Raw genomic sequence first — 23,697 nt, 5'->3', positions numbered from 1 at the left:
CTGGCGATGTGTCTCACCATCGATACATGACCGCACATGTGTCGAGCGTCTCGTTCGTGCCGAGGTCCGGACCCACGTGGCGCGCCCCGTGGCAGATGTACGCCGCCCTGCGCGACCACGACCCCGTCCATCGCGTCGTCCCCGAGGACGCACCCGGGAACGACTACTGGGTGTTGTCCCGGCACGCCGACGTCTACGCGGCGGCCCGGGACGCCGAGACGTTCTCGTCCGCCGCCGGCCTCACCACGACGTACGGCGAGCTGGAGAAGATCGGCCTGCAGGACAATCCGCCGCTGGTGATGCTCGACCCACCCGACCACACCGCGTTCCGCCGCCTCGTGTCGAAGGGATTCACCCCGCGCCAGGTCACCGCCGTCGAACCGGCGGTCCGGGCTTTCGTGGTGGAGCGCCTCGAACGACTGCGGGAGGCCGGCGAGGGCGATGTCGTGAAGGAGCTGTTCAAGCCGCTGCCGAGCATGGTCGTCGCCCACTACCTCGGCGTCCCCGAGGAGGACCGGGCGCAATTCGACGGCTGGACCGACGCGATCGTCGCGGCCAACGCGCAGGGCGACACGCTGCAGGCGACGGGTGCGGTCACCGATCTGATGGGCTACTTCGGCGGACTGATCGAGCGGCGGCGCACCGACCCCGGAGACGACACCGTCTCGCACCTCGTCGCGGGCGGGATGGGAGCCGACGGCGATCTCACCGGACTGCTCTCCATCCTCGGTTTCGCGTTCACGATGGTCACCGGCGGCAACGACACGACCACCGGAATGCTCGGCGGCGCGGTCCAGTTGCTCACCGAACACCGGGATCAGCGCCGCGATCTGATCGACCACCCGGAGCTACTCGGCGACGCCGTCGAGGAATTGCTGCGGCTCACCGCCCCCGTCCAGGGCCTCGCCCGCACGGTGACCCGCGACGTCGAAATCGAGGGCACCACCATCCCCGAGGGCCGGAAGGTGTTCCTGCTGTACGGCTCCGCGAACCGCGACCCGCGCCGGTTCGGACCGGATTCGGAGGAGCTGGACGTGCGCCGCAGACCGACGCAGATCCTCACGTTCAGTCACGGCGCCCACCACTGCCTGGGTGCGGCCGCGGCCCGGATGCAGGCCCGGGTAGCGCTGGAAGAACTGCTGGCCCGCTGCCCCGACTTCACGGTCGACGTCGACGCCGTCGTCTACGCCGAGGGCAACTACGTGCGCCGCCCGACGAGCATCCCGTTCCGGGTGCGCGAATGAACGCCGACTGGATGCGCGACGAACGACCCCGCCTCGCCGCCGAGCGAATCCTCGACGTCGCCGCCCAGCTGTACGTCGACAACGGCATCACCGCTGTCGGTATGGCCGACGTCGCCCGGGCGGCCGGATGTTCCCGCGCCACGCTGTACCGCTACTTCGACAGCAGACAGGCATTGCAGCTGGCGTTCGTCCACCGCGAGGCCCGGCGCATCGGCGCACTGGTCGCGGAGGAGGTGTCCGGAACCGCCGACCCGAAGGACGCGATCGTGGAGGCGATGCTGGCCGCGATCCGGCTGGTGCGCGCCGACCCCACTCTGGCCGCGTGGTTTCAGCTCGGCGACTCGGGCCTGGCCGCGCAGATCGCGCACTCGTCGGATGTCATCGAGTCGCTGGGCACCGCGTTCCTGGGGCAGGCGGGATTCTCCGGAGAGGAGACGTCCAGGAAGGCTCGGTGGCTCGTCCGCATCATCGTCTCGCTGCTCGCCGTCCCGGGCATCGACGACTCCGACGAACGCACCATGCTCGAACAGTTCGTCGCACCTGCATTGGTCGCACACGATGCCGACGAACGGGACGCTCGTTCGATCTGACGCAACGAGCGTCCCGTTCGTCCGGCAGAACGACGGTCAGCGCACCACGCCGGCCTGCTCGTCTGCATCGACCTCGAGGGTCGTCTTCCGGTCGGATTCACCGATCCGCGCGAAGACGAGCGGCTTGCGGAGCCGCAGGTAGCAGTACAGGGCGAGGTAGCCGAGCACGGTCGCGAAGAAGATCCACGCGACCACGCCTCGCGCTCCGGACGGGAACGGGTTGAAGCTGTACCAGTACACGAGCACGGACCCGATCGCGGCGAGCACGGTCGCGAGTCCGATGCCCAGGCGCAGCGACCGCGACCGCACCGCGCAGTAGCCGGCCGCCAGCGCGGTGAGTCCGTATGCGGCGATCAGCATGTAGCCGGCGTACGTCCCGAGCAAACCGTACGACGTCTCCGCCGTCGTCACCAGCACGCCGAGGAGCCCGGCCACGAGGTAGATGACGCCGAGGGTCGTCACCGCGCCGACGGGAGTTCCGTGGCCGGCACTGACCTTGCCGAGGCGGGCGGGCAGCAGACCGTCGCGGGCCAGGGTGTACACGGTCCGGCTGGTGCCTGCCATGACCCCGAGTGTGGATCCGAAGAAGCTGACGGCGACACCGATGTCGATCAGATAGCCGAGCCACCCGACGCCGTTGTGCTCCGCCAGGGTGTCGAGGGGTGCGTTCATGTTCTCGATCGGCAACCCGCGGAAGCCGAGCACGATGATGTAGGTCGCGACGATGTAGAGCACCCCGCAGGCCAGGACCGAGCCGACGACGGCGAAGCTGATGGCCCGCTTGGGATGACGCGCCTCGCGGCCCAGCGTAGCGGCGTGGTCGAATCCGGCGAGGGAGAACACGGAGAAGCCTGCGGTCGCGAGGATCGCTGTGGCACTGAAGCCGTGGAAGTCGAACTGCCGGCTGTCGATCGGTCCGGTGTCCGAATTCGCGAGGACCACGACCAGGAGCACGACGATCACTGCCACCGTGAAGAATTCGATGACCAGCAGCAGCTTCGCGGACAGTTTCACCTCACGAAGGTTCAGGGCGGTCACCGCGACCGCGACGGCCCCGGCGCAGATGCCGAGCGTCCACGTGCTCGCAGGCAGACCCACCTTCTGAAGGAACGCGTCGAGGTAGATCGCCGAGCCGATCACGCACGCGGGTCCCGCGACGAGTGACGACGCGAGGTGGGTGACCATGACGAAGAATCCGGCCGGTTTGCCTGCCGCGCGAGCCGCGAGTCCGTACGTCCCTCCGGTGGTGGTGAAGCGTTTGGCCAGCCAGCCGATGCCCCCGGCGAATCCGAGGACCAGTACCGAGGTCACGGCCCACGTGATCCAGCTGAGGTTGCCGGCGATGGTGACGACGACGCCGATGGCGAGGGCCAGCGTCGACGCGGGCGCCAGAATGCCGAGCGAGACGCCGAACACCGCCCACGTCGGGAGGATTCCGCGCGGCAGTTGACCGGCCTCGGCGTCGGTTTCCGCCGAGGACGTCATCGTGTCCTCCGTGGTCGATCCATCGTGCACAGTCTTCATGAATGCTCCTCGCGGATGACAGGACAGAGAGTGTCGAATAGTTGGCTGGTGGGCCAGTTATGAATCATCGTGAGGGCGATCACACCCGATGTCAAGAGCGCATCGCGCCCCGAGCGACGTCCGGAAGGCGGGTTGACAGCCCCTGTGAGTGCCGCCACAATCTAAATTGACTGATGAGCCAGTTATCTATTTTCCGATCGACAGCAACGTGAGATCGAGGAGAATCCCCTATGACCACTGTGGTGGCCGAGTCCGTCACACAACTGAGCGCCTTCTCCGACCCTGCCTCGGTAGCCGTCGTCGGCGCCTCCGCCGATCCCGCGAAGTGGGGTTACTGGCTGGCGAGCGGCGCCCTGATCGGCGAGCACCGCCGCCGAGTCCATCTGGTCAACAGGAGAACCGACACCCTCCTCGAACACCCGTGCCACCCGAACCTGTCGGCCCTCCCCGAGGTCCCCGACCTCGTGGCTCTCTGTGTGCCGGCGCCGTTCGTCTCGGACGTGGTGGACGAGGCCCTCGCACTCGGCGTCCGCGGATTCCTCGGCGTCACCGCGGGCGTGCCCGGCGAAGCCGAGCTCGCGGCCCGGATCCGCAGTGCCGGAGCGCGACTCGTCGGCACCAACAGCCTCGGCATCTACGACAGCGCCACCGACCTCTCGCTGGCGTGGGGGCGGTTCACACCCGGGCCGCTCGCCATCATCTCGCAGAGCGGGCAACTCGGCTCCGAACTCGCGACGCTCGGCGCCCGGCATGGCGTGGGCGTCTCCCGGTTCGTTTCCATCGGCAACCAGTCCGACGTCACCGCAGCGGAACTGCTCGCCGATCTCGGCAACCACGACCCGACGCGCGTGATCGCTCTGTACCTCGAAAGTTTCAGCGACGGTGAATCCCTGTTCCGGACGTTGCGTGCCCTGCGGGACACCGGACGACCGACCCTGTTGCTGACCGTTGGCGCCAGTGCCGCGAGCACGCGCCTGGCACGCTCCCACACAGGCTCACTCACCTCTGCCGTGGATGTCGTCGACGCGGCCTGCCGCGCGGCAGGCGTGCTCCGCGTGAGCACCCCCGACGAGTTGATCACCGTGGCCCGCGCATTCCTCTCCACCACCGTTCCCGTCGGCAACCGCGTCGCCATCGTCGGAGACAGCGGCGGGCAGTGCGCAATCGCCGCGGACGTGACGAGCGCGAGCGCACTGACGGTCCCCGACTTCTCGCCGGCGCTCGCCGAATCCATTGCGCTGCAACTGCCTCCCGGTGCGGCCAGCAGCAATCCGGTCGACCTCGCCGGGGCGGGTGAGCAGGATCTGGGAAGTTACGCGAGCGTCGTCGAGCACCTTCTGCGTGCCGACGAGTCGGACGCCGTGGTGCTCACCGGGTATTTCGGCTGCTACGCGCGGGACGCGCCCACTCTCGCCGAACGCGAAGCGGCCGTGGCCGAACGGATCGGCCGGGCGTCCGCAGAGACGGGCAAACCCGTCGTCGTCCACACCATGGCTCCGGAATCGCGCACCGCAGAGGCGTTGTGGCGGCACGGCGTCCCCGTGTTCGACACGATCGATTCCGCGATCCGCGCCCTGTCCGGGCTGTCCCGCCTGCGACCGCAGAAGCAATCGAATCCCACTCTCTCCGAGCCTGTTCCGAAGGACGGACTCCGGGCGGGATACTGGGCCGCGCGGGAACTTCTCACCGACCTCGGCGTCGCCTTCCCCGACGGCGCAGTCGTGCGGACCCATGAGGAGGCGGTCGACGTGGCCGGCCGGCTGCGTGCCCCGTTCGTCCTCAAGGCGAGCTGGCTCGAGCACAAGAGCGAGGCGGGCGGCGTCGTGGTCGGCATCGACGGCCCCGAACAACTGGCGCGCACCTTCCAGGACATGCATTCCCGGCTCGGCGACGGCGACTACGTGCTCGAGGAGCAGGACACCCGGGCGGGCACCGTGGAAATCCTGGTCGGCGCACGCCGCGATCCCGACCTCGGTCCGGTGATCGTGGTGGGCGCCGGCGGCACCGAAACCGAAGTACTCCAGGACATCGGACTCGAATCGGCCCCCGTCGGACCCGACGACGCTCTCGCGATGCTCGAACGCCTCCGCTGCATGCCGCTTCTGCGCGGGTGGCGCGGACGCCCCGCGGTGTGCGTCGACGGTCTGGTCGACGTGATCACGCGCGTCTCCCGGTTGATCGCGGAACGGCCCGACATCGCCGAGATCGAGTTGAATCCGGTCCGCGTCGCCCCGGACGGAGCACTCACCGTCGACGCGCTCGTCGTGGCCGCTGAACCGACCCCCGCCCCGTGAGTCCATATCCCGAGACAGCACAGGAGAACCATGCGATGACCGAAACCCACTCCCCCAGCCTCGTCCCGAACACCGCCGACGAATTCCGCGGCCGTGTCGCCGTCGTCACGGGTGGCGGCTCCGGTATCGGACGCGCTGTCGCGATGCGGTGGGCAGCCGCGGGCGGCACCGTCGTCGTCTTCGGCCGCAGGCAGAACGCGCTCGAGGACACCGTCCGGGCGGCCGAGCGGGTCGGCGGGAAAGCCGAGGCCGTGGTGTGCGACGTGCGGGATTCCGACGCCGTGGACGCGGCAATCGACGGGGTGGTCGACCGCTACGGCCGACTCGACGCCCTCGTCAACAACGCCGCAGGCAATTTCGTGGCACCCAGCGAGGACCTCACGCCAGGCGGGTGGAAGGCCGTGGTGGACATCGTCCTGAACGGCACGTTCTACTGCACCCGCGCGGCAGGCCGCCACATGCTGGCGACCGGCCGCGGCACCATCCTCAACACCATCGCCAGCTACGCCTGGCACGGTCACCCCGGCACCGTTCACAGTGCGGCGGCCAAGGCGGGTGTCGTCTCCATGACGCGCACCCTGGCCGTGGAATGGGGCGGCCGCGGCGTCCGGATCAACTGCATCGCACCGGGACCGACCGAGACCGAGGGAGCCGGCGCGGCCCTGTGGCCCACCGAGCAGGACCGCGCCCGAGTGCTGTCGAGCGTCCCCGCTGCCCGCTTCACCACGCCGGAGGAGGTCGCCGAGTCCGCGGCCTTCCTGCTCAGCGACCGCTCCGGCTACGTCACCGGAGAGGTCCTCGTCACCGACGGCGGCCAGTGGCTCGGCAAGTCCGTGTACACGGATTCGCGAGCGGCGGCCCGATGACCACCACGATTCACACTACCTGGGACCGCGACTCGATCCTCGTCGGCGGGGACTGGATTCCCGTCACCGACTGCACGGAGGTGCACGACCCGGCCACCGAATCGGTGATCGGCCGGTCCGCGTCGGCCGGCATCGCCCACGTCGACGCGGCCGTCGCGGCGGCACGCTCCGCCGGAACAGTCTGGGGTGCACGTGCTCCCGAGGATCGCGCCGAGATCCTCGACGCGTTGTGCACCCAGCTGCGCGCGCGGAGGCAGCTCCTCGTCGACACCACCGTCGCGGAAGTGGGTGCCCCCGTCACCGTGGCCGAGGAAGCGCACATCGACCTCGGTATCGAGATCCTCACCTCGTATGCCCGGCTCGCCAGGGACCTTCCGTTCCGGGAACGGCTGGGCCGGACGCTGCTGCTGCGCCGCCCCGCGGGTGTCGTCGCCTGCATCACGCCGTGGAATTACCCGTTCTACCAGCTCGCGGCCAAGGTGGGAGCGGCTCTCGCGGCGGGATGCACCACCGTCGTGAAGCCGGCCGAGCTCACCCCGCTGTCCACCTACCTGTTCGCCGACGCCGCGATCGATGCCGGCCTTCCGGCAGGGGTACTGAACCTGGTTCCGGGCAGCGGTCGAACGGTGGGGGCCGCGCTGGCCGCGCATCCCGGGGTCGACGTGGTGTCCTTCACCGGCTCCACCGCAGTCGGCAGGGGCGTCGCACACGCCGCCGCCGAATCCCTGACACGCGCGTGCCTCGAGCTCGGCGGCAAGTCGGCGTCCGTGGTGCTCGGCGATGCCCCGCTGCCGGCAGCGGTCACCGCGACCGTCGACGCCGCCATGCTCAACTCGGGTCAGACGTGCAGCGCGTGGACTCGCCTGCTCGTGCCGCGCACACGGTACGAGGAAGCGGTCGAACTCGCCGCCGGCCACGCCCGCACGTTGCGGGTGGGTGACCCCAGGGACCGCGCGACGCAACTCGGCCCGGTGATCTCGGCTGCCCAGCGACGATCGATCGCGGAGGCGGTCGACGCGGCCGTGGCCGGCGGGGCCCGCCTGGCAGCGGGAGGTTCCGGCATGCCCGCCGGCCTCGAGACGGGCCACTACCTGCGACCGACGGTGCTCGCCGACGTCGGGCCGCACGACCCGATCGTGCGCGACGAAATCTTCGGACCGGTGCTGGTCGTCCTGCCCCACGACGGCGACGACGACGCGATCCGGCTCGCCAACGACAGCGACTACGGGCTCGGCGGCGCCGTGTGGTCCGCCGACCCGGAACGGGCACTGGGCGTCGCGGCCCGGATGGACACCGGTCAGGTCGACATCAACGGCGCCCCGTTCAACCCCGAGGCCCCGTTCGGGGGCTGGAAGTCCTCCGGCCTGGGCCGCGAGCTCGGCCGGTTCGGCGTCGAGGAGTTCACCGAACTGACGGCGGTGCAGCGCTGACCGTCGCACCTACATCCCCACAACCCCATACCCACAGCCCCGCACCGACTCAACCGCATTCGAAGCGAAGGAACCACGATATGACCACCACGAACATCCCCGCCTGGCCCCTGACCGACGAGCAGAAGCAGATCATCGAGCTGTGCCGCGACTTCGCGCAGAAGGAGATCCGGCCCCGCGGCCGGGAGGTCGACGAGGCGGATGTCGTGACACCCGTCGACATCTTCGCCAAGGCCGCCGCGGTGGGCATCACCGACTTCATGATCCCCGAGGAGTTCGGCGGAGGCGGCATGGGCGACGTCTTCACCCAGTGCCTCGTGCAGGAGGAACTGTGCTGGGGTGACCCCGGCATCGGAAACCTCTTGTGCTCCAACGGCTTCTTCTCCGATCCGATCATGGTCCTCGGCACGGAGGAACAGAAGAAGCAGTGGCTCGGCCCCCTCACCGGACCGAACGCCCCGATGACCTCGCTGGCCACCACCGAACCTGGGTCCGGCTCGGATGCGGCGTCGATCGTCACCACGGCCGAGCGCGTCGACGGCGGCTACCGGCTGGGCGGGCAGAAGGCGTGGATCTCCAACGCCGGCGCCGCCCAGTTCTACGTCGTGTTCGCGAAGACCGACCGCACCCAGCGGTCCGGTGGCGTCTCCGCGTTCCTGATCGAGAAGGGCGCCGAGGGAATGACGTTCGGTGAGCCGATGAAGAAGATGGGGCAGCGCGCCATCGTGTGCCGGGAGATCTTCTTCGACAACGTGTTCGTCCCCGAGGAGAATCGTCTCGGCGCGGAAGGACAGGGCTTCTACGGACTGATGGGCACATTCGACATCTCACGGGTCGTGCTCGGGGCGGCCGCCGTCGGCGCCGCCCGCGCCGCCTACGAATACGCCCTCGACTACGCCAAGACACGGAAGCAGTTCGGGGTGCCGATCATCGAGCATCAGGCGGTCGCCTTCCGGCTGGCAGACATGGCGACGCGGATCGAATCCGCACGGCTGCTGGTCCATCACGCCGCCCGCATCATCGACAGCGGCGGCAACGCCCGGGGCATCGCCGCCATGGCGAAGCTGACGGCATCCGAGACCGCCATGTTCGTCACGCATGCCGCGGTGCAGACGCTCGGCGGCTGGGGGTACTCCCGCGAGTACCCCGTCGAGCAGTGGATGCGCGACGTCAAACTGGAGGAGATCGAGGAAGGCACGTCCGACATCATGAAGCTCGTCATTTCCCGGAACCTGGACTGAACGACGTGGGTGCGCGGCGGCGGACACACCGTCGCCGCGCGCCCGTCCGGGCACCCGCGCACCATCCGCACACGAACACTGCACAGCCCATGGGAGGGCATCGATGACAAGCCAGAACGGCGGCCAGGCACTCGTCGCGGCCCTCGCCGCACACGGAGTCGACACGGTCTTCGGCATTCCGGGCACCCACAACCTCGCCATCTACGCCGCCTTCGCCGACTCGCCGATCCGCTCCGTCCTGACGCGGCACGAGCAGGGGGCCGGTTACGCCGCCGACGGATATGCGCGCGTCACGGGCAAACCCGGCGTCTGCCTGACCACCACCGGTCCCGCCATCCTCAATGCCGCTGCCGCAGCGGCGCAGGCGTGGTCGGATTCGGTCCCGGTTCTCTTCATCTCACCGGCCCTGCCGCTGACCCACCCGGGGAGGGGAAACGGCTACCTCCACGAGGTGAAGAATCAGCACGCGGCGCTCGAGGCGATCGTGTCCTACAGCCACCGGGTCACCAGCGTCGACGAGATCCCCCGGGCGATCGCCTACGCGTTCGCCGCCATGAGCTCCGGTAGACCGCGGCCGGTGCACATCGAGATCCCCGTCGACATCCTCGACGCGGAAGCCGACGTCCGGATCGTGGCCCCGGTCGAGTCCGCTCCACTCGCCGCTCCCGTGCACGCGGTGACCGACGCGGCGCAGCGCCTCGCCGCCGCACAGTCTCCTGTGCTGGTCGTGGGCGGCGGGGCCCGGTCGGCGGCCCCGCAGGTCCGCGCCCTCGCCGAACGTCTGTCCGCCCCCGTGCTCACGACGACCAACGGGAAGGGAGTCCTCGACGAGGACCACCCACTGTCGGTGGGAGCCGGCGTTCACCATCCGTCGGTCCGCGCCGTGCTCGAGGCCGCCGACTGCGTTCTCGCGATCGGCACGGAATTCGCTCCCTCCGACTTCTGGTACGGCCCGGTCGAGCTGGACCACAAGCTGATTCGCATCGACGTCGATCCGACGTCGATGACCACGAACGCCGATCCCGCCGTCCGCCTGCTGGGCGATGCCGGGACGACGGTGTCGCAACTGCTCGACGTCACGAAGATGCGCGAGGATTCCGGCGCCCACGAGCGGGCCGCGTCGCTCCGACGCGGGTTGCGGGCCGACGCCGCCGCCGAGGGGGCCCCGTGGCTGGAGATGATGGCCGCCATCGCACCGGTCGTCGACGACTCCACGGTGATCGCCGGGGACAGCACGATGGCCTGCTACTACGGTGCGCTGTCAAACCTCACCGTGCACCGTCCCGGCGGATTCCTGTACCCGACGGGACAGGGAACGCTGGGATACGGTCTGCCCGCGGCGATCGGCGCGTCCGTCGCCGACCCGGACGCACGGGTCCTGGCGATCCTCGGTGACGGCGGGGTGATGTTCACGCTTCCCGAACTCGCGACGGCGGCGCAGCTCCGATTGCCGCTGCCCATCGTGGTCGTCGACAACGGCGGCTACGGGGAGATCCGCAACGAGATGGCAGACCGCGGCGACACCGTCCACTCGGTCGCGCTCGGCGGCATCGATTTCCCCGCCGTGGCGCGGGCGATGGGATGTCACGGACGAGCCGTCGAGTCTCCCGCGGCGCTGACGGACGCGATCACGGCGGCGTTCGACGCGGATCGCCCGACTCTCCTGCACATCCGCGAGAACAGCAGGGCGACGCAGCAGGTGTGACGGCTACGCTGGTTCGGCCGAACTCTCGACTACGGTCTCTGTAGACGAGACGTCACATCCTAGGAGTTGAGAGCGCGATGCCACGCCCGAGCGTTGAAGCGGAACGTCGAGAACAGATCCTTCAAGCGACGTGTGAAGCCATCGCCGAACTCGGCTTCCGCGCCGTCCGGATCGCCGACGTCGCGTCACGGGCCGGGGTGAGCAACGGGACCATCCACTACTACTTCGATTCCAAGGATGCGCTGCTGCATGCGGCGTTCCAGTTCAACTTCGAGCACTCGCTGGAACGTCGGCGATGGATCATGGAGAAGAGCGACGTTCCGCTCGTGCGGCTCCACCGGCTCGTGGAGTCGTACCTTCCCGCCGGGCCGGAGACGATCACGGCCTGGCGGGTGTGGGTGGAACTGTGGGCGTCCGCACTCGGCAACGTCGAACTCCAGGAACTCAACGACACCGTGTACGGGGAGTGGCGCGGGGTGGTCCGGGAGACCGTCGAGGCCGGCGTCGAACAGGGCGCTCTGCGGGTGAAGGATCCCGGGGCCGCCACCGACATGCTCCTCGGTCTCCTCGACGGCCTCGCGATCCAGGTGCTCACCGGTTCCACCCTGATGACCCCGACGCGGATGCGGGCCGTGTGCGACGACTTCATCGACGCCATCACCGTCGACAAGCACCGGGTCGCGTCGACCGCCGGCAAACGCACCGCGAAGTGACCGTCAGAGCGCCGATGCGACGGTGAGCCCCTCCAGCACAGCCTCTTCCACGGTGCGGACCGCTCGGTGAGTGTGTGCTGCAGAGTCCCGAAGCGCAGTTCGCGGCCGGTCTCCGGGTGCTGGATGCACGAGATCGCGCAGCCGCTCTGGAAGTGCCCCATGGACGCCGGCGCGCTGCAGTCTCCGGGCAGCGTCGCCGTACCCCTGTAGGACCGCGTCGATCTCTCCCCGTCATCGCTCTCGGCATCACGTGGAAGCGTTCGCTCGGCACGGCAGACGGCGCCAGCGCGACCGGGGTGGACCCATCCTGCGACTCCAAGATCTCCCGGCCGGGATGGAAGATCTACCCGACGACGACGCACTCGTGGCGGTGACAGACGTCGGCGATGCGCCGGTATCCCGGGATTCAGTCGTGTCGGCCACCTTCCCCTGTTGCACGAGAACTGCGTCACGTTCCCGATGCGAAGCGGGGAAACAGGTGGGGAAAGAGCTGTGACGTCATATCTTTCACCTTTCGACGCCGGCGGCGACCCGCGGTAGAGGGTCGTAGCCGCCGAGTCCGAGCGGCTGCACGAACGTCTTGGTCAACACGGCATGGAGCGTGCCGGCGACAAGGAACGCCGGAATCGAGGCGGTGGTGTACGGAAAGATCGAGGACGGAATGTAGGTGACCGGATTGAGCAGCAGAGCGTACGTCGCCGCACCGGCAGCCACGGACGCGAACGCGAAGGCGTTGACACCGCCCCAGTAGCCGTAGCAGGAGCGCTCACTGGGCAGGTACAGGTCGCGGATCCGGAGGACGCCTCTGCGCAGCAGGAAGAAGTCCACGATCTGGACGGCGCACAGTGGCGCGACGAGGATCGCACCCCAGGACAGGAATCGACCGTAGTTGTCGTAGACGGCCGACGGGAAGAACACGAGGATCGCCGCGGGCCCGAGGATGAACGCCACGAGCACGGGCCACGGTGTGCCACGGAGAAGCTTCCCGCCACCGCCCTTGAGGGCGACCATGGACGCGTATCCCTGGGAGAGGATGGCCGTGACATTGGCGAAGCCGATGACGATCAGGGCCAGGACACCGAGCACGACTCCCGCGAGGGGAATCATCCACTCCGTCGGATCCTCGATGTTCAGGGCCAGCGCGGCGAAGACACCGACGACGGCCGCGGCCACCGACGCGGCGAAGAGTCCGAGCCAGTTCGGCCAGAACGCCGCACGCGGACCACGGGTGAGCCGCGCGAGGTTCCCGACGTTCGGCCACCACGCGAACCCGCCGGCGATGTTCAGCTCGATCGCGACCATGAAACTGGTGTGCGGATCGCTCTCCGGATCGAGCGGGGGCAGACTGGCCAGTTCGGACCAGGATCGCTTGGTGAACACCATGACGAGGATCCCGACGATGATGAGGACCAGCACGGGTGCGATCACCCGGCACACGGACTCCACCGAGACCGGTCCCCGGGCGAGGACGAGCCAGGACAGGGCCACCGCGACCAGTGCCAGCAGGCTCACGGCCGCACCCGTCTGGGAGATCTCGACCCCGAAGACGTTGTCGATGACGTTCACCAGGCCGTGCCCGAACATGATGGCCAGAACTGCAGACCACGCCGCCGCGAAGAGCGTGGACATCACGACCATCACGATTCGGGCGCCGTTGCTGCCGAACACGCTTCTCAGCCCGACGAACTGCTCGATGCCGTATTTCGCCGACGGCAGGCACGGCGCTAGTGAGACGAGGAAGACGCTGATCGCGTAGCCGATGACGATGCTCGCGATCGCCTGTACTGCGCCGACGTAGTACGCGACGGCCGCGCCCTGCAGAAACGCCCAGGTGGCCACGGCCAAGCCGATGTTGACCGCCGAGTAGTCCCAGAAGCCCCAGATCCGCTCCGACGGCACCAACGGTAGTTCGTTCAGCGTGGCGTCCGTGCCGCTGGCGCCTGCACTGCCCACTGTCGTGGTGCGGTCCTCCCGCTGCCCGTCCAGCATCAGTACCCCCACCACAGCATGACGGTGATCGTGGCGACGATCCCGACGATCGCCGCCACGACGTCCCGCCACGGAAGGTCGGGCAGGATCATCCCGCCTGCGTCGGGGGATTCCAGGAGGAGCAGTCGCCTCTCGAGTTCCTGTTCGAATGCGTCGTCCACGCGATCCCCATTTCTGATTGGCGGGCCAGTTATCAATAGTCTGTGGCACGGGTCACATCGTGTCAACCCTCGAATTCTTGCGCAGGAAACCAGGATTGAGTATTGACTGGCGAGCCAATCAAGAACAGGATGCTGGTCATGACGAACACGAAGGATCACCCGACTGCCCTACCGGCCCGCGTTCGGACCGTCGTGGTCGGCGCGGGGTACGCAGGCCTGTCCGCCGCACTCTCGCTGCACGACGACGGCATCGACACCCTGATTCTCGAGGGATCCGATCGAGTCGGCGGAAGGGTGTGCTCCGAACGGAGGAAGGACGGTGTCGTCGTCGACCACGGCGGGCAATGGGTCGGCCCCACGCAAAAGCATCTGCTCGCCCTCGCCGAACGCTTCGACTGCCCGACCTTCCCGACGTACAACATGGGCGAACACATCGAACTGTGGCCCGACGGTGTGCAGCGGCGGTACACCGGCGCCGGTCCCGACAGCGGTCCCGGAATGGCCGACTACCTGGCTGCCGCCGATCGCATCGACGAACTCGCGAGAACCGTCGACCTCGACGACCCCACGGCCACTCCGGGCATCGAGAGGTGGGACAGCGAAACGGTCCACTCCTACTTCGAGCGGACCGTCGCGAACGAGGACGCCCGTCGGCGACTCGCGCTCGCCGTCGAGGGTGTGTGGTCGATCGAGCCGCGCGATCTGTCGGTGTTCCATCTGATGTTCTACGTCGCATCGGCCGGCGGATTCGACCAACTGATGGAAACCGAAGGGTGCGCGCAGGAGCGCCGATTCCGGGACGGAGCACAGTCGACGGCGCTGGCCGTCGCAAATCATCTCGGCGACCGGGTTCACGTGAATACGGCTGTGCGCCAAGTCGAGCACACCACCGACGGCGTTCGGATCGAGACGACTCGGGGATCGATTCTCGCGGACAGCGTCGTCATGGCAGTGCCGCCCTCGGCCACCCAGCACGTCGCGTTCACTCCCCCGCTGCCGGTCGCGCGCACCCGCTGGGTCGATCGCAGCCCGATGGGCGACGTGGCGAAGGTGCACGCCGTCTTCGACACCCCGTTCTGGCGCGCCGAGGGACTGTCAGGCCAGGCCACCATCTACGGCAATCGCGCCGTCGGAGTCGTGTTCGACAACTCCCCCGAGGATGCCGGGCACGGTGTGCTCGTGTGCTTCGTCTACGGCGACCGCCAGCGGTCCTGGTCGGCGCTCTCCGACGACGACCGCCGGGCAGCGATCATCGCCACTCTCGTCGAACTCTTCGGCGACCGCGCCGCGTCGCCGATCGACTACACGGAGAAGATCTGGCCGCAAGACGTGTGGGCGCGAGGTGGATACGCGGCGAGCCCCACCCCCGGAACGTGGTTCGCCCACGGACGGGGCGGCTGGCGTGCTCCCACCGACCGCATCCACTGGGCGGGCTCCGAGACCGCGAGCATCTGGAACGGCTACATCGACGGCGCGATCTCCTCCGGGGCGCGTGCGGCCGAGGAGATCCGGAAGCAACTGTCCCGCTGAACGAACGGGACGCTCGTTCGATCTGACGCAACGAGCGTCCCGTTCGTCCGAGCAGGTGAGCGGCAAAGTGTGCGGCGGCACACCACGCCACTCACGTGGGGGTCAGCCTTGTGGGGTGGCTCGCAGCACCTGGTCGGTTGAACCGTTGTCCGTGGTGACGAGCAACGAGCCGTCGGCGGTCGGAGTAACGGACCGGAGGCGGCCGTACTGATTCTGCAGGCCGAACGTCTGAGCGGTCACCGTCTGCCCGTCCGCGGCCAGGCGCAGGAAGATCAGTTGCTGCGTCTTGAGTCCGCCCATGACGAGGGCGCCGTCCCACGGTCCCCATCCGGGACCGGTCACGAACGCGGCGCTTCCGGTCGCCAGGGTGCTGCTGCCCGAACTCCACGCCGCGGCAACGGCTCCGGGCACCCGCACCGGGTCCGTCATCGGCACGGACTCGTCGTAGATGCCGGGAATCCGGTCCGGCTTGTACCCGTAGTTGCCGCCCGCGACCAGGAAGTTCACCTCGTCGTCCCGGCTCGTCCCCTGATCCACGGCGTAGACGCGGCCCGTTCCGGGCTGCTGCGCGAGACCCTGCGCATTCCGGTGGCCGAGGGTGTACACGGGGCTCGCCGGGTCCGGATTTCCGGCAGCGGGGGTGCCGTCGGCATTGATGTGGAGTGTCTTGCCGCCCAGCGAGTTCGGGTCCTGCGACACGGCGGGCTGCGCCGTGTCGCCGGTGCCGACGAACAGGGTGCCGTCGGCGGCCACCAGGATCCGGCAACCGCCGTGGCGTCCCTCGTTGACGGGGATCCCGGTCAGGATTGCTTCGCCGCAGGTCAGCGCCGTCCAGCCGGCGTCGACGGTCCACGACTGGGGATGTCGGTGACACCGCCGCCCTGGAAGCCCTGGCAGGTGTATAGGGTGCGGGACTGCGCGAAGTTGCTCTCGAGTGCGATCCCCATCAGCCCTGTCTCGGACTGTGCGTAGAGGTCTGAGAGATCGGCGGCGACCTGTCCGGTGCTTCCATCGGCACGCCGGACGAAGAACCCGCCCGACCGCTGTCCAGTGAGAACCGCGCGGTCCGGAGCCTGCACTGCGTCTCACGGATGGTCGAGCCCGTCGAGGACCAGCGTGACCGTCAGAGCCGGAAGGGTGTCTACCGTTGGAATTCCCGGGCCATCGCGCTACGCGGCAACGATAAAGCGCGCCGACGCCCCCAGTTGATCTTGTCGGTCACCTCCGCGCGGCGCACACCAGCGCGAAGCGCTCGTCCGGGTCGGTCCAGGTGCGGTCGACGCCGAATCCCGCCTCCGCCAACTCCCGTCGGACGCCGTCGAGAGTGAACTTGGCGGAGATCTCCGTCCGCAGCTGCTCCCCCGCGGCGAACTCGACGTCAAGATCCAGCTCGGCGATGCGAATCGACATGGCTCGCTCGGCCTCGAGCCGCATCTCGATCCACTCGTTGCCGGCGTCCCACAACGCGACGTGCCGGAACTCGTCCACCGGGAAATCCGCGTCGAGCTGCGAGTTGAGTACCTGCAGCACATTGCGGTTGAACTGTGCCGTCACTCCGGCGGCGTCGTCGTAAGCGGGGACGAGAACGGCGGGATCGACGACCAGCCCGACACCGAGGAGGAGGTGCTCCCTGGGTTCGAGGACGTCAGCGATCCCGGAGAGGAACTCCGCACGCTCGGCGGGCACCATGTTTCCGAGGGTGCCCCCGAGGAACGCGATCGTGCGGCGACCACCGCGCGGAAGGTGGTGCAGCGACTCGGTGAAGTCGCTGACGACGCCGCGCACGGTGAGGTTCGGGAACTCCGTGCCGATCTGCTCCGCCGCCCCCTCGAGCGCGGACACCGACACGTCCTGCGGCACATATGTATGGAGGCTTCCGTGCCGGGTGCCGGCGCCGAGCAGGAGCCGTGTCTTCTCCGACGACCCGGATCCGAGTTCCACGAGGATCTCCGGCGCCGCGACCTCGGCGATCTCCCCCGAATACCGCCTGAGCAGTTCCCGTTCCGTCCGCGTCGGGAAGTATTCGGGCAACGTGGTGATCTGCTCGAACAGCTCGCTTCCGCGGGCGTCGTAGAAGTATTTGGGCGGCAGCCACTTCGGGTTCGACGTGAGCCCGACGGTGGCGTCCTTGCGCAGAGCGGCCCTGAGCTGCTCGGGCTGCAGGTACACCTCGAGTGTCGGTGTGGTGGTCATCGTGCTCCCATCTCGAGCGGGGTGACGATCAGGTGTCCGGGGCGTGCGCTGACGAAGCGACGGTCCGGAATCGATTGCCATGCGGGGTTGTCGTCGTAGGGTTCGGACATCACGATGGCCCGTTCGTCGTCGACGAGCACCGACAGCGAATGATGCCAGGTGGTGGCCCACAGTTCCGTGCCGTTGCCCAGCAGCAGATTCAGTCGGGAGTTCGGCGCGGCGGCGACGACGGACTGGACGAGCGAACTCATCGCCTTCTCGGGGTCCTGCTCGCCGAGCGCCCGGCGCAGCAGCAGCCACAACGCGGCCGAATCGGTCGGCGCCTCGAGTTGCAGCAGATCGCTCGCGGGGAGTTCCGCGGCGAGCCCGGCGAGCGACTCGGGCCACCCACGCACCACACCGTTGTGGCTGAACGCCCAGGTGTCGTCGGAGAACGGTGCGCAGGCCGTGTGCTGCACGGGCATCCCGACCGTCGCCGACCGGGCGGCGGCCACCACGGCGCGGGAGCGGATGTTCGGCAACGCCTCTCGCACGACCGGATCCGACCACAGCGGCGCGGCACTGCGGTAGCGGGAGAAGCCGTCCGCACCCCACCACCCGACGCCGAACCCGTCGGCGTTGATGGTTCCGCCGCCCCTCATGTCGCGTGGCGCGTAGGACTGATGCACCAACGAGTTCTCGCCGCGACTGACGAGGTCGGCCACTGATCGTTCCGGTCCCAGATAGCCCAGGTGTCGGCACATCTCAGTAGTCGTCTCCCGGAAGGTCCCGGGCACAGCGGAATCCGGAGAAGATCTGCCTGCGGATCGGGTGGTCCCAGTTGCGGAACGTCCCACGGCACGCCACCGGATCGGTACCGAACGAACCGCCGCGCAGCACGCGGTAGTCGCCGCCGAAGAACACCTCCGAGTATTCGCGGTACGGGAACGCCGAGAAACCGGGATAGGGCCCGAAGGGCGACGACGTCCACTCCCACACGTCGCCGATCAACTGATGGACGCCGAGCGGGGACGCCCCCGACGGGTATGCCCCGACCACCGCGGGACCGAGGTGGCGCTGCCCGAGGTTGGCGAGCGAGGAGTCGGGTTCGGCGTCACCCCAGGGGAATCGGCGCGACCGGCCGGTGAACGGGTCCCACCGCGCCGCCTTCTCCCATTCGGCTTCCGTCGGCAGCCTCTTGCCGTCCCAGCGCGCGAACGCCTCGGCTTCGAAGAAGCAGACGTGCACCACCGGTTCCTGGGGATGAATCGGCTCGCTGACCCCGAACCTACGGCGCCACCACGTTCCGCAGCCGTCGTTCTCCCAGAACTGGGGTGCTTCCAGCCCCGCGTCGAGGCGATGCGCCCATCCCCGCTCGCTCCACAACTCGGGGCGCGCGTAACCACCGTCGTCCATGAACTCGAGGTAGCGGCCGTTGGTGACGGGGACGGCGTCGATCACGAACGCCGGAACATGCACCGGGTGCGCGGACCTCTCGTTGTCGAGCGCCCACGGATCGTCCGACGTTCCCATCGTGAATTCGCCGGAGGGAACGACCACTTCGTCCTCGCCGATCGCCCCGCCGACACGCGGCGCGCTCTCCGCGGCCAACACCGCTGCACCGGAACGCAACTGGTGGGTGGCGAGCATCGTTTCGGCATGCTGCTGCTCGTGCTGCGCGATCATGCCGAACGCGAATCCGTTCTCCTCGAGCGGCCGGCCCCGGAACGTGCTGCGGTCGAGCACGTCCCACGCCTTGTCTCGAACACTGCGTAGGTATTGCCTGGCCTCGTCCGGGTTCAGCAGCGGCAGCGACGGCCGGGAGTTCCTCGAATGTTTGAATGCGTCGTACAACTCGTCGATGTCGCGGCGGACCGGTTCCCGGCCCCCGACATCCCGCACGAGCCACAACTCTTCCTGATTGCCGATGTGCGCGAGATCCCACACGAGCGGGCTCATCAACGGGGAATGCTGTGCGACGAGGTCATCGCCGTCCACGCAGTCCGTCAACCCGGCGGTGCGCTCTCGCGCCCGTGTCAACACCGTCTCGATCTTCTCGCGAGTACCCATCAGCGTTCCTCGCTCGGGGCCTGGCCCCGGCAACATCGTTCGGCGGCGGCATCGAGCAGTCTGACGAATTCGGGATCGGGCGAGTATGCCGCCGCAAGCGATAGCAGAGCTGTTGCCGCAGCACGTAGTTCGAGATCGGCCAGGCCGAACTCGGCCGCGTCCCGCCAGCGTTCGGCGGTGGGCAGCGCCGCGTCGAGCGCCTCGGCCATGGCACCCGGACCCGACAGCAGCGCGTCGATCGCCGCGATGGGAACCCGCCACTGGTCGCCCGGTTGCGCATCGAGATAGCGCACTTCGAGATGACCGGCCGCACGAACGGGCGGAAACAGGGTGGTGAGGTGATAATCGAGGTCGGCGGGCGTCGGACGTCCGATCACGTCGTCCAACGCGCCCTCGACCCAGTCCGCGAAAGTTGCACCGTCGGGCGCCGTCCAGTCCGTTCCGTCGTTGCGGATGCACAGCAACGGCACGTCCAGCACCCACCCCGCATAGTCCGCGATGTGCGGGGTTCCGATGGTGCGCGGCGAATCGAGTTCGAGCCACGTACGCATTCGCTGCGACGCCCACTGCCCGTCGGGTACCCCGTAGAGCCGCGGCGAACACGCGAAGGCCGCGATCAATGCGGGCCCGATGGCATGGAGCAGGTGCCACCGCCTCTCCACCGCAACCGGATCGGCCCCGGCGTCCACGCTGATCTGCGTTGCGGCGGTGTTGCACATCATCAGCTTCCCGAAGGGCCCGATGCCGGTGAAGCGGGATTCCATGGCGCAGTACCGCGGCGATTGGAGGAGACGTTGCGCGGGCCGGCGGGTGTCCGCGGCCTCGGACGACATGAGGATCGATCGGGTCGACAGCAGGTCCGCGAGAACCGCCTGATCGGCGGCGAGATAGTCGCACAATTCGCGTGCGGAGTAATAGGGGGCGCTGGACAGTTCGATCTGTCCGCCGGGTTCGACCGTGACGGCGCTGCCACCGGGAAGGGGCTGAGCAGGAGAAGAGGGAACGATGGTTCTGGGGGTGTGCGGCCCGAGAGCTTCGGCGAGAGCGGCGAGGTCGGGGCGCACGTATTCCGGCAGTTGCGCGGTCAGCCACTCCAATTCCGCGCCGATCAGCTGCGGTGGCCCCAGTTTGAAACACACACCACCGAGGTACGCCTCCGCCGCCGGCCGCGACGTGAAACACGTTGCCTCGACGGACTGAACTGCTGTAGCCATTCGACCCTCCCCTTCGGGCGCCGCCTGAACGTCGTTATCGACATTAGAGCGCCTCGGCCGCCGATGCACGCCCCAACGGCATACTTCTCGAGAACCTGCACATGTACGTTCGAGTGCATTCACTGCGAAAAGGGAGGTATCGGACATGCTCGACCTCGAGCAGGCGCGACGGGACACCCCGGGCTGCCTCGACAAGGTGTTCCTGGACAGCGCGGGCTCCTCCCTTCCGCCGACGCCGGTCCTGGACGCCGTGTTCGCGCACCTGCGCCGGGAGGCCGACGTGGGCGGCTACGTCGCGGCCGCCGAACGGGCCGACGATCTCGCGGCCGTGAAGTCGTCCCTCGGCCGGCTGATCGGGGCGAGCGCCGACAGCATCGCCCTGGTGGACAGTGCCACCACCGCCTGGAACGATTTTTTCCATGCCGTCCCGCTCCGGGCCGGTGACCGCGTGCTGATCTCGGAGGTCGAGTACGCCAGCAACGCCATCGCCGTTCTGCAGCGGGCCCGGTCCGTCGGCGCGACGGTCGACGTGATCCCCAGCGACCCCGCAGGCCAGATCGACGTCGCCGCCCTGGAGACGCTCCTCGACGACCGGGTCCGTCTCGTGTCCCTCGTGCACGTGCCCACCAACGGCGGCCTGGTCAACCCCGTCCGCGAGGTGACGGAGCTGGCACATTCGCACGGCGCGCTGGTACTACTCGACGCGTGCCAGTCCGTCGGCCAGATCGCCCTCGACGTGAGCGAACTGGGCGTCGACGCCCTCTCCGCCACGGGACGCAAGTGGCTGCGCGCGCCGCGGGGCACCGGCTTCCTGTACGTGCGGCCGGAGCTGGCCGCGACGCTCGAACCGGCCGCGCTCGACCTGCACAGCGCGGAGTGGACCGCGGCGGACGCGTACCGCCTCGCGACCGATGCCAGCCGGTTCGAGTTCTGGGAGTGCGACGTCGCCGCCCGCCTCGGACTCGGGGTGGCCGCCGACTATCTCCTCACCCTCGGGATGGACGAGGTGGAGGCGGCGGTGGCGGCCGGGGCCGAGCACCTCCGGTCGGGGCTCGCGGCGATCCCCCGCGTCACCGTGCGGGACCTCGGCGCCCGCCGGTGTGGAATCGTCTCGTTCACCGTCGACGGGTTCGACCCCGGCGACGTCCGGAAGCAGCTGGCCGCCCGCGACGTCACCGTCACCGCCAGCCTGCGCGGGTCGACGCTGCTGGACATGAGCGCCCGCGGGCTGGACGCCGTGGTGCGGGCGTCGCCGCACTATTTCTGCTCCCCGGACGATCTCGACCGGTTCCTCGCCGAGGTCCGGACCCTCGCGAAGTAGCCCCGTCGGGCGGCCGGGCCCACGCCCGTGTCCGAGCGCGACGTCCCACTCATCGGGAGATCCACCGAATCGGGTTTTGTAACAGGTTACCGTTTGGGGGTAACCCACGTCACACTACGCCTGTGACCGCCCGAGAGGACTTCCACCCATGGTCGACGCCACACCGATCCGCCCCCGGTCCGCAGCAACGGTCACCGAGTGGGACTACGAGGCCGACGTCGTGATCGCGGGTTACGGCATCGCCGGTGTGTCCGCCGCCATCGAGGCGGCGCGGGCCGGCGCCGACGTCCTGGTCCTCGAGCGCACCAGCGGATGGGGCGGTGCCGCCGCACTCGCCGGCGGCTTCATCTACCTCGGCGGCGGGACGCCGCTGCAGAAGGCGTGTGGATTCGACGACTCCGTCGAGAACATGAAGACGTTCATGATGGCGGCGCTCGGCCCGGGCGCCGACGAGGAGAAGATCACCGACTACTGCGAGGGCAGCGTCGCGCACTACAACTGGCTCGTCGACTGCGGGGTCCCGTTCAAGGAGAGCTTCTGGGGCGAACCCGGCTGGGAGCCCCCGTTCGACGACGGGCTCATGTACTCCGGCGGCGAGAACGCGGCGCCGTTCAACGAGATCGCCACCCCCGCGCCGCGCGGGCACGTTCCGCAGATGGACGGCAAGCGGACCGGCGAGAAGGGCGGCGGCTACATGCTCATGAAGCCGCTCGTCGAGACAGCCGAAAAGCTCGGGGTCCGAGCCGAATACGACATGCGCGTCCAGACGCTCGTCGCCGACGACACCGGACGCGTCGTCGGGATCGTCGCCAAACAGTACGGCAAGGAGGTGGCCGTGCGGGCGCGTCGCGGCGTCGTCCTCGCGACCGGCAGCTTCGCGTACAACGACAAGATGATCGAGGCCCACGCGCCGCGGCTCATCGGCCGCCCCGGCGCCGCCATCGAGGAGCACGACGGGCGCTCGATCCTCATGGCGCAGGCCCTCGGCGCCGACCTCGCCCACATGGACGCCACCGAGGTCGCGTTCCTCTGCGACCCCCAATTGGTCGTCCGCGGCATCCTCGTCAACGGCCGGGGGCAGCGCTACGTCCCGGAGGACACGTACTCCGGTCGCATCGGCCAGATGACCCTGTTCCACCAGGACAACCAGGCGTTCCTCATTATCGACGAGGCGTCCTACGAGGAAGGCGCGGCCGCCACCACGGCAACGCCGTTCCTGCGCGCCCAGCCGAAGTGGGCGGCGGAGACCGTCGAGGAACTCGAATCCGACATGGGCCTGCCCGCAGGCGCACTCCAGTCGACCGTCGAGGTGTACAACAAGCACGCCGCCGAAGGGTCGGACCCGTTGCTGCACAAGAAGTCCGAGTGGGTGAAGCCGATCGGCTCCCCCGTCGCCGCCCTCGACCTGCGCGGGTTCACGCTCGGATTCACCCTCGGCGGCCTGCGGACGACCGTGAACTCCGAGGTCCTGCACGTCTCCGGCGAACCCATTCCCGGCCTCTTCGCAGCAGGACGGTGCACGTCCGGGGTGTGCGCAGGCGGCTACGCCAGCGGCACATCCCTCGGCGACGGCAGCTTCTACGGCCGCCGCGCCGGCATCAGTGCGGCGAAGCAGGCCTGACCGGACCTACCC

Annotated in this window: 18 protein-coding genes and 1 pseudogene; 11 read left to right on the top strand and 8 right to left on the bottom strand. The window is 68.7% G+C overall.

Annotated features, from left to right (window positions below):
* The first annotated feature begins 26 nt into the window (after positions 1-26).
* Positions 27-1,244, top strand: coding sequence for a cytochrome P450 (locus tag JWS14_RS31300; RefSeq protein WP_095861187.1), 1,218 nt, complete (start codon positions 27-29; stop codon positions 1,242-1,244).
* A complete protein-coding gene (locus tag JWS14_RS31295) occupies positions 1,241-1,834 on the top strand; it encodes a TetR/AcrR family transcriptional regulator (protein ID WP_095861188.1) in 594 nt (197 codons plus the stop codon). The genes JWS14_RS31300 and JWS14_RS31295 overlap by 4 nt, the downstream gene beginning before the upstream one ends.
* A 36-nt stretch (positions 1,835-1,870) precedes the next feature.
* Here JWS14_RS31295 and JWS14_RS31290 read toward each other — a convergent pair whose 3' ends face one another.
* Positions 1,871-3,358 (bottom strand): APC family permease, encoded by a 1,488-nt coding sequence (locus tag JWS14_RS31290; protein ID WP_095861189.1) that lies wholly within the window; start codon positions 3,356-3,358, stop codon positions 1,871-1,873.
* A 230-nt stretch (positions 3,359-3,588) separates the two neighbouring features.
* Between JWS14_RS31290 and JWS14_RS31285 the strand changes: the two genes are divergently transcribed.
* The 6 genes from JWS14_RS31285 to JWS14_RS31260 all read left to right on the top strand — a co-directional run bounded on the left by JWS14_RS31285 (position 3,589) and on the right by JWS14_RS31260 (position 11,607).
* A complete protein-coding gene (locus JWS14_RS31285; RefSeq protein ID WP_095861190.1) occupies positions 3,589-5,652 on the top strand; it encodes an acetate--CoA ligase family protein in 2,064 nt (687 codons plus the stop codon).
* A gap of 35 nt (positions 5,653-5,687) precedes the next feature.
* Positions 5,688-6,518, top strand: a complete 831-nt coding sequence (locus tag JWS14_RS31280) for an SDR family oxidoreductase (RefSeq protein ID WP_095861191.1) — start codon at positions 5,688-5,690, stop codon at positions 6,516-6,518.
* Positions 6,515-7,948: an aldehyde dehydrogenase family protein gene (locus tag JWS14_RS31275; RefSeq protein ID WP_095861192.1), complete on the top strand. Its 1,434-nt coding sequence runs from the start codon at positions 6,515-6,517 to the stop codon at positions 7,946-7,948. The genes JWS14_RS31280 and JWS14_RS31275 overlap by 4 nt, the downstream gene beginning before the upstream one ends.
* Before the next feature lie 80 nt (positions 7,949-8,028).
* Entirely contained in the window at positions 8,029-9,189 is a 1,161-nt protein-coding gene (locus tag JWS14_RS31270) for an acyl-CoA dehydrogenase family protein (protein WP_095861193.1), read from the top strand.
* Between the two features lie 103 nt (positions 9,190-9,292).
* Positions 9,293-10,894 carry a thiamine pyrophosphate-binding protein gene (locus JWS14_RS31265; RefSeq protein WP_095861194.1) on the top strand — a complete coding sequence of 534 codons (1,602 nt, stop codon included), beginning with the start codon at positions 9,293-9,295 and terminating at the stop codon, positions 10,892-10,894.
* Positions 10,895-10,971: 77 nt separating this feature from the next.
* On the top strand, positions 10,972-11,607 hold the full coding sequence (locus JWS14_RS31260) for a TetR/AcrR family transcriptional regulator (RefSeq protein WP_072941028.1): 636 nt from the start codon (positions 10,972-10,974) through the stop codon (positions 11,605-11,607).
* Between the two features lie 507 nt (positions 11,608-12,114).
* Here JWS14_RS31260 and JWS14_RS31255 read toward each other — a convergent pair.
* On the bottom strand, positions 12,115-13,596 hold the full coding sequence (locus tag JWS14_RS31255; protein ID WP_095861428.1) for a cytosine permease: 1,482 nt from the start codon (positions 13,594-13,596) through the stop codon (positions 12,115-12,117).
* Positions 13,596-13,757: a hypothetical protein gene (locus tag JWS14_RS31250; protein WP_179377545.1), complete on the bottom strand. Its 162-nt coding sequence runs from the start codon at positions 13,755-13,757 to the stop codon at positions 13,596-13,598. Before JWS14_RS31250 ends, JWS14_RS31255 begins: the two co-directional genes overlap by 1 nt.
* 129 nt (positions 13,758-13,886) lie before the next feature.
* Between JWS14_RS31250 and JWS14_RS31245 the strand changes: the two genes are divergently transcribed.
* Positions 13,887-15,287 carry a flavin monoamine oxidase family protein gene (locus tag JWS14_RS31245; protein WP_095861195.1) on the top strand — a complete coding sequence of 467 codons (1,401 nt, stop codon included), beginning with the start codon at positions 13,887-13,889 and terminating at the stop codon, positions 15,285-15,287.
* Between the two features lie 102 nt (positions 15,288-15,389).
* Here the strand turns inward: JWS14_RS31245 and JWS14_RS31240 are convergent.
* From JWS14_RS31240 to egtA, 5 genes and pseudogenes are all read right to left on the bottom strand, one after another.
* Positions 15,390-16,453, bottom strand: a pseudogene (locus JWS14_RS31240) (PQQ-dependent sugar dehydrogenase); the annotation flags it as partial.
* A 52-nt stretch (positions 16,454-16,505) separates the two neighbouring features.
* Complete coding sequence (gene egtD / locus JWS14_RS31235) at positions 16,506-17,480, bottom strand: L-histidine N(alpha)-methyltransferase (RefSeq protein ID WP_095861196.1); 975 nt, start codon at positions 17,478-17,480, stop codon at positions 16,506-16,508.
* The gene (egtC, locus tag JWS14_RS31230) at positions 17,477-18,223 is read right to left on the bottom strand and encodes an ergothioneine biosynthesis protein EgtC (RefSeq protein ID WP_095861197.1); all 747 of its coding nucleotides are present in this window, start codon (positions 18,221-18,223) and stop codon (positions 17,477-17,479) included. The genes egtD and egtC overlap by 4 nt, the downstream gene beginning before the upstream one ends.
* A 1-nt stretch (position 18,224) precedes the next feature.
* Positions 18,225-19,529: an ergothioneine biosynthesis protein EgtB gene (egtB, locus tag JWS14_RS31225; protein ID WP_095861198.1), complete on the bottom strand. Its 1,305-nt coding sequence runs from the start codon at positions 19,527-19,529 to the stop codon at positions 18,225-18,227.
* Positions 19,529-20,743: an ergothioneine biosynthesis glutamate--cysteine ligase EgtA gene (gene egtA, locus JWS14_RS31220; RefSeq protein ID WP_095861199.1), complete on the bottom strand. Its 1,215-nt coding sequence runs from the start codon at positions 20,741-20,743 to the stop codon at positions 19,529-19,531. Before egtA ends, egtB begins: the two co-directional genes overlap by 1 nt.
* 145 nt (positions 20,744-20,888) lie before the next feature.
* Between egtA and JWS14_RS31215 the strand changes: the two genes are divergently transcribed.
* Both JWS14_RS31215 and JWS14_RS31210 read left to right on the top strand, forming a co-directional pair.
* Positions 20,889-22,064 (top strand): aminotransferase class V-fold PLP-dependent enzyme, encoded by a 1,176-nt coding sequence (locus tag JWS14_RS31215; protein ID WP_095861200.1) that lies wholly within the window; start codon positions 20,889-20,891, stop codon positions 22,062-22,064.
* Positions 22,065-22,212: 148 nt separating this feature from the next.
* Positions 22,213-23,685 (top strand): FAD-dependent oxidoreductase, encoded by a 1,473-nt coding sequence (locus JWS14_RS31210; protein ID WP_095861201.1) that lies wholly within the window; start codon positions 22,213-22,215, stop codon positions 23,683-23,685.
* Positions 23,686-23,697 lie beyond the last annotated feature (12 nt).

This window comes from Rhodococcus koreensis (assembly GCF_017068375.1).
Taxonomy (GTDB): Bacteria; Actinomycetota; Actinomycetes; order Mycobacteriales; family Mycobacteriaceae; genus Rhodococcus_F; species Rhodococcus_F koreensis.
This window is presented reverse-complemented; position numbering and strand designations above follow the sequence as displayed.

Bases quoted from the DNA above. Each gene is read 5' to 3' on its own strand.
- JWS14_RS31300 (WP_095861187.1), top strand. From the start codon at position 27: ATGACCGCACATGTGTCGAGCGTCTCGTTCGTGCCGAGGTCCGGACCC.
- JWS14_RS31295 (WP_095861188.1), top strand. From the start codon at position 1,241: ATGAACGCCGACTGGATGCGCGACGAACGACCCCGCCTCGCCGCCGAG.
- JWS14_RS31290 (WP_095861189.1), bottom strand. From the start codon at position 3,358: ATGAAGACTGTGCACGATGGATCGACCACGGAGGACACGATGACGTCC.
- JWS14_RS31285 (WP_095861190.1), top strand. From the start codon at position 3,589: ATGACCACTGTGGTGGCCGAGTCCGTCACACAACTGAGCGCCTTCTCC.
- JWS14_RS31280 (WP_095861191.1), top strand. From the start codon at position 5,688: ATGACCGAAACCCACTCCCCCAGCCTCGTCCCGAACACCGCCGACGAA.
- JWS14_RS31275 (WP_095861192.1), top strand. From the start codon at position 6,515: ATGACCACCACGATTCACACTACCTGGGACCGCGACTCGATCCTCGTC.
- JWS14_RS31270 (WP_095861193.1), top strand. From the start codon at position 8,029: ATGACCACCACGAACATCCCCGCCTGGCCCCTGACCGACGAGCAGAAG.
- JWS14_RS31265 (WP_095861194.1), top strand. From the start codon at position 9,293: ATGACAAGCCAGAACGGCGGCCAGGCACTCGTCGCGGCCCTCGCCGCA.
- JWS14_RS31260 (WP_072941028.1), top strand. From the start codon at position 10,972: ATGCCACGCCCGAGCGTTGAAGCGGAACGTCGAGAACAGATCCTTCAA.
- JWS14_RS31255 (WP_095861428.1), bottom strand. From the start codon at position 13,596: ATGCTGGACGGGCAGCGGGAGGACCGCACCACGACAGTGGGCAGTGCA.
- JWS14_RS31245 (WP_095861195.1), top strand. From the start codon at position 13,887: ATGCTGGTCATGACGAACACGAAGGATCACCCGACTGCCCTACCGGCC.
- egtD (WP_095861196.1), bottom strand. From the start codon at position 17,480: ATGACCACCACACCGACACTCGAGGTGTACCTGCAGCCCGAGCAGCTC.
- egtC (WP_095861197.1), bottom strand. From the start codon at position 18,223: ATGTGCCGACACCTGGGCTATCTGGGACCGGAACGATCAGTGGCCGAC.
- egtB (WP_095861198.1), bottom strand. From the start codon at position 19,529: ATGGGTACTCGCGAGAAGATCGAGACGGTGTTGACACGGGCGCGAGAG.
- egtA (WP_095861199.1), bottom strand. From the start codon at position 20,743: ATGGCTACAGCAGTTCAGTCCGTCGAGGCAACGTGTTTCACGTCGCGG.
- JWS14_RS31215 (WP_095861200.1), top strand. From the start codon at position 20,889: ATGCTCGACCTCGAGCAGGCGCGACGGGACACCCCGGGCTGCCTCGAC.
- JWS14_RS31210 (WP_095861201.1), top strand. From the start codon at position 22,213: ATGGTCGACGCCACACCGATCCGCCCCCGGTCCGCAGCAACGGTCACC.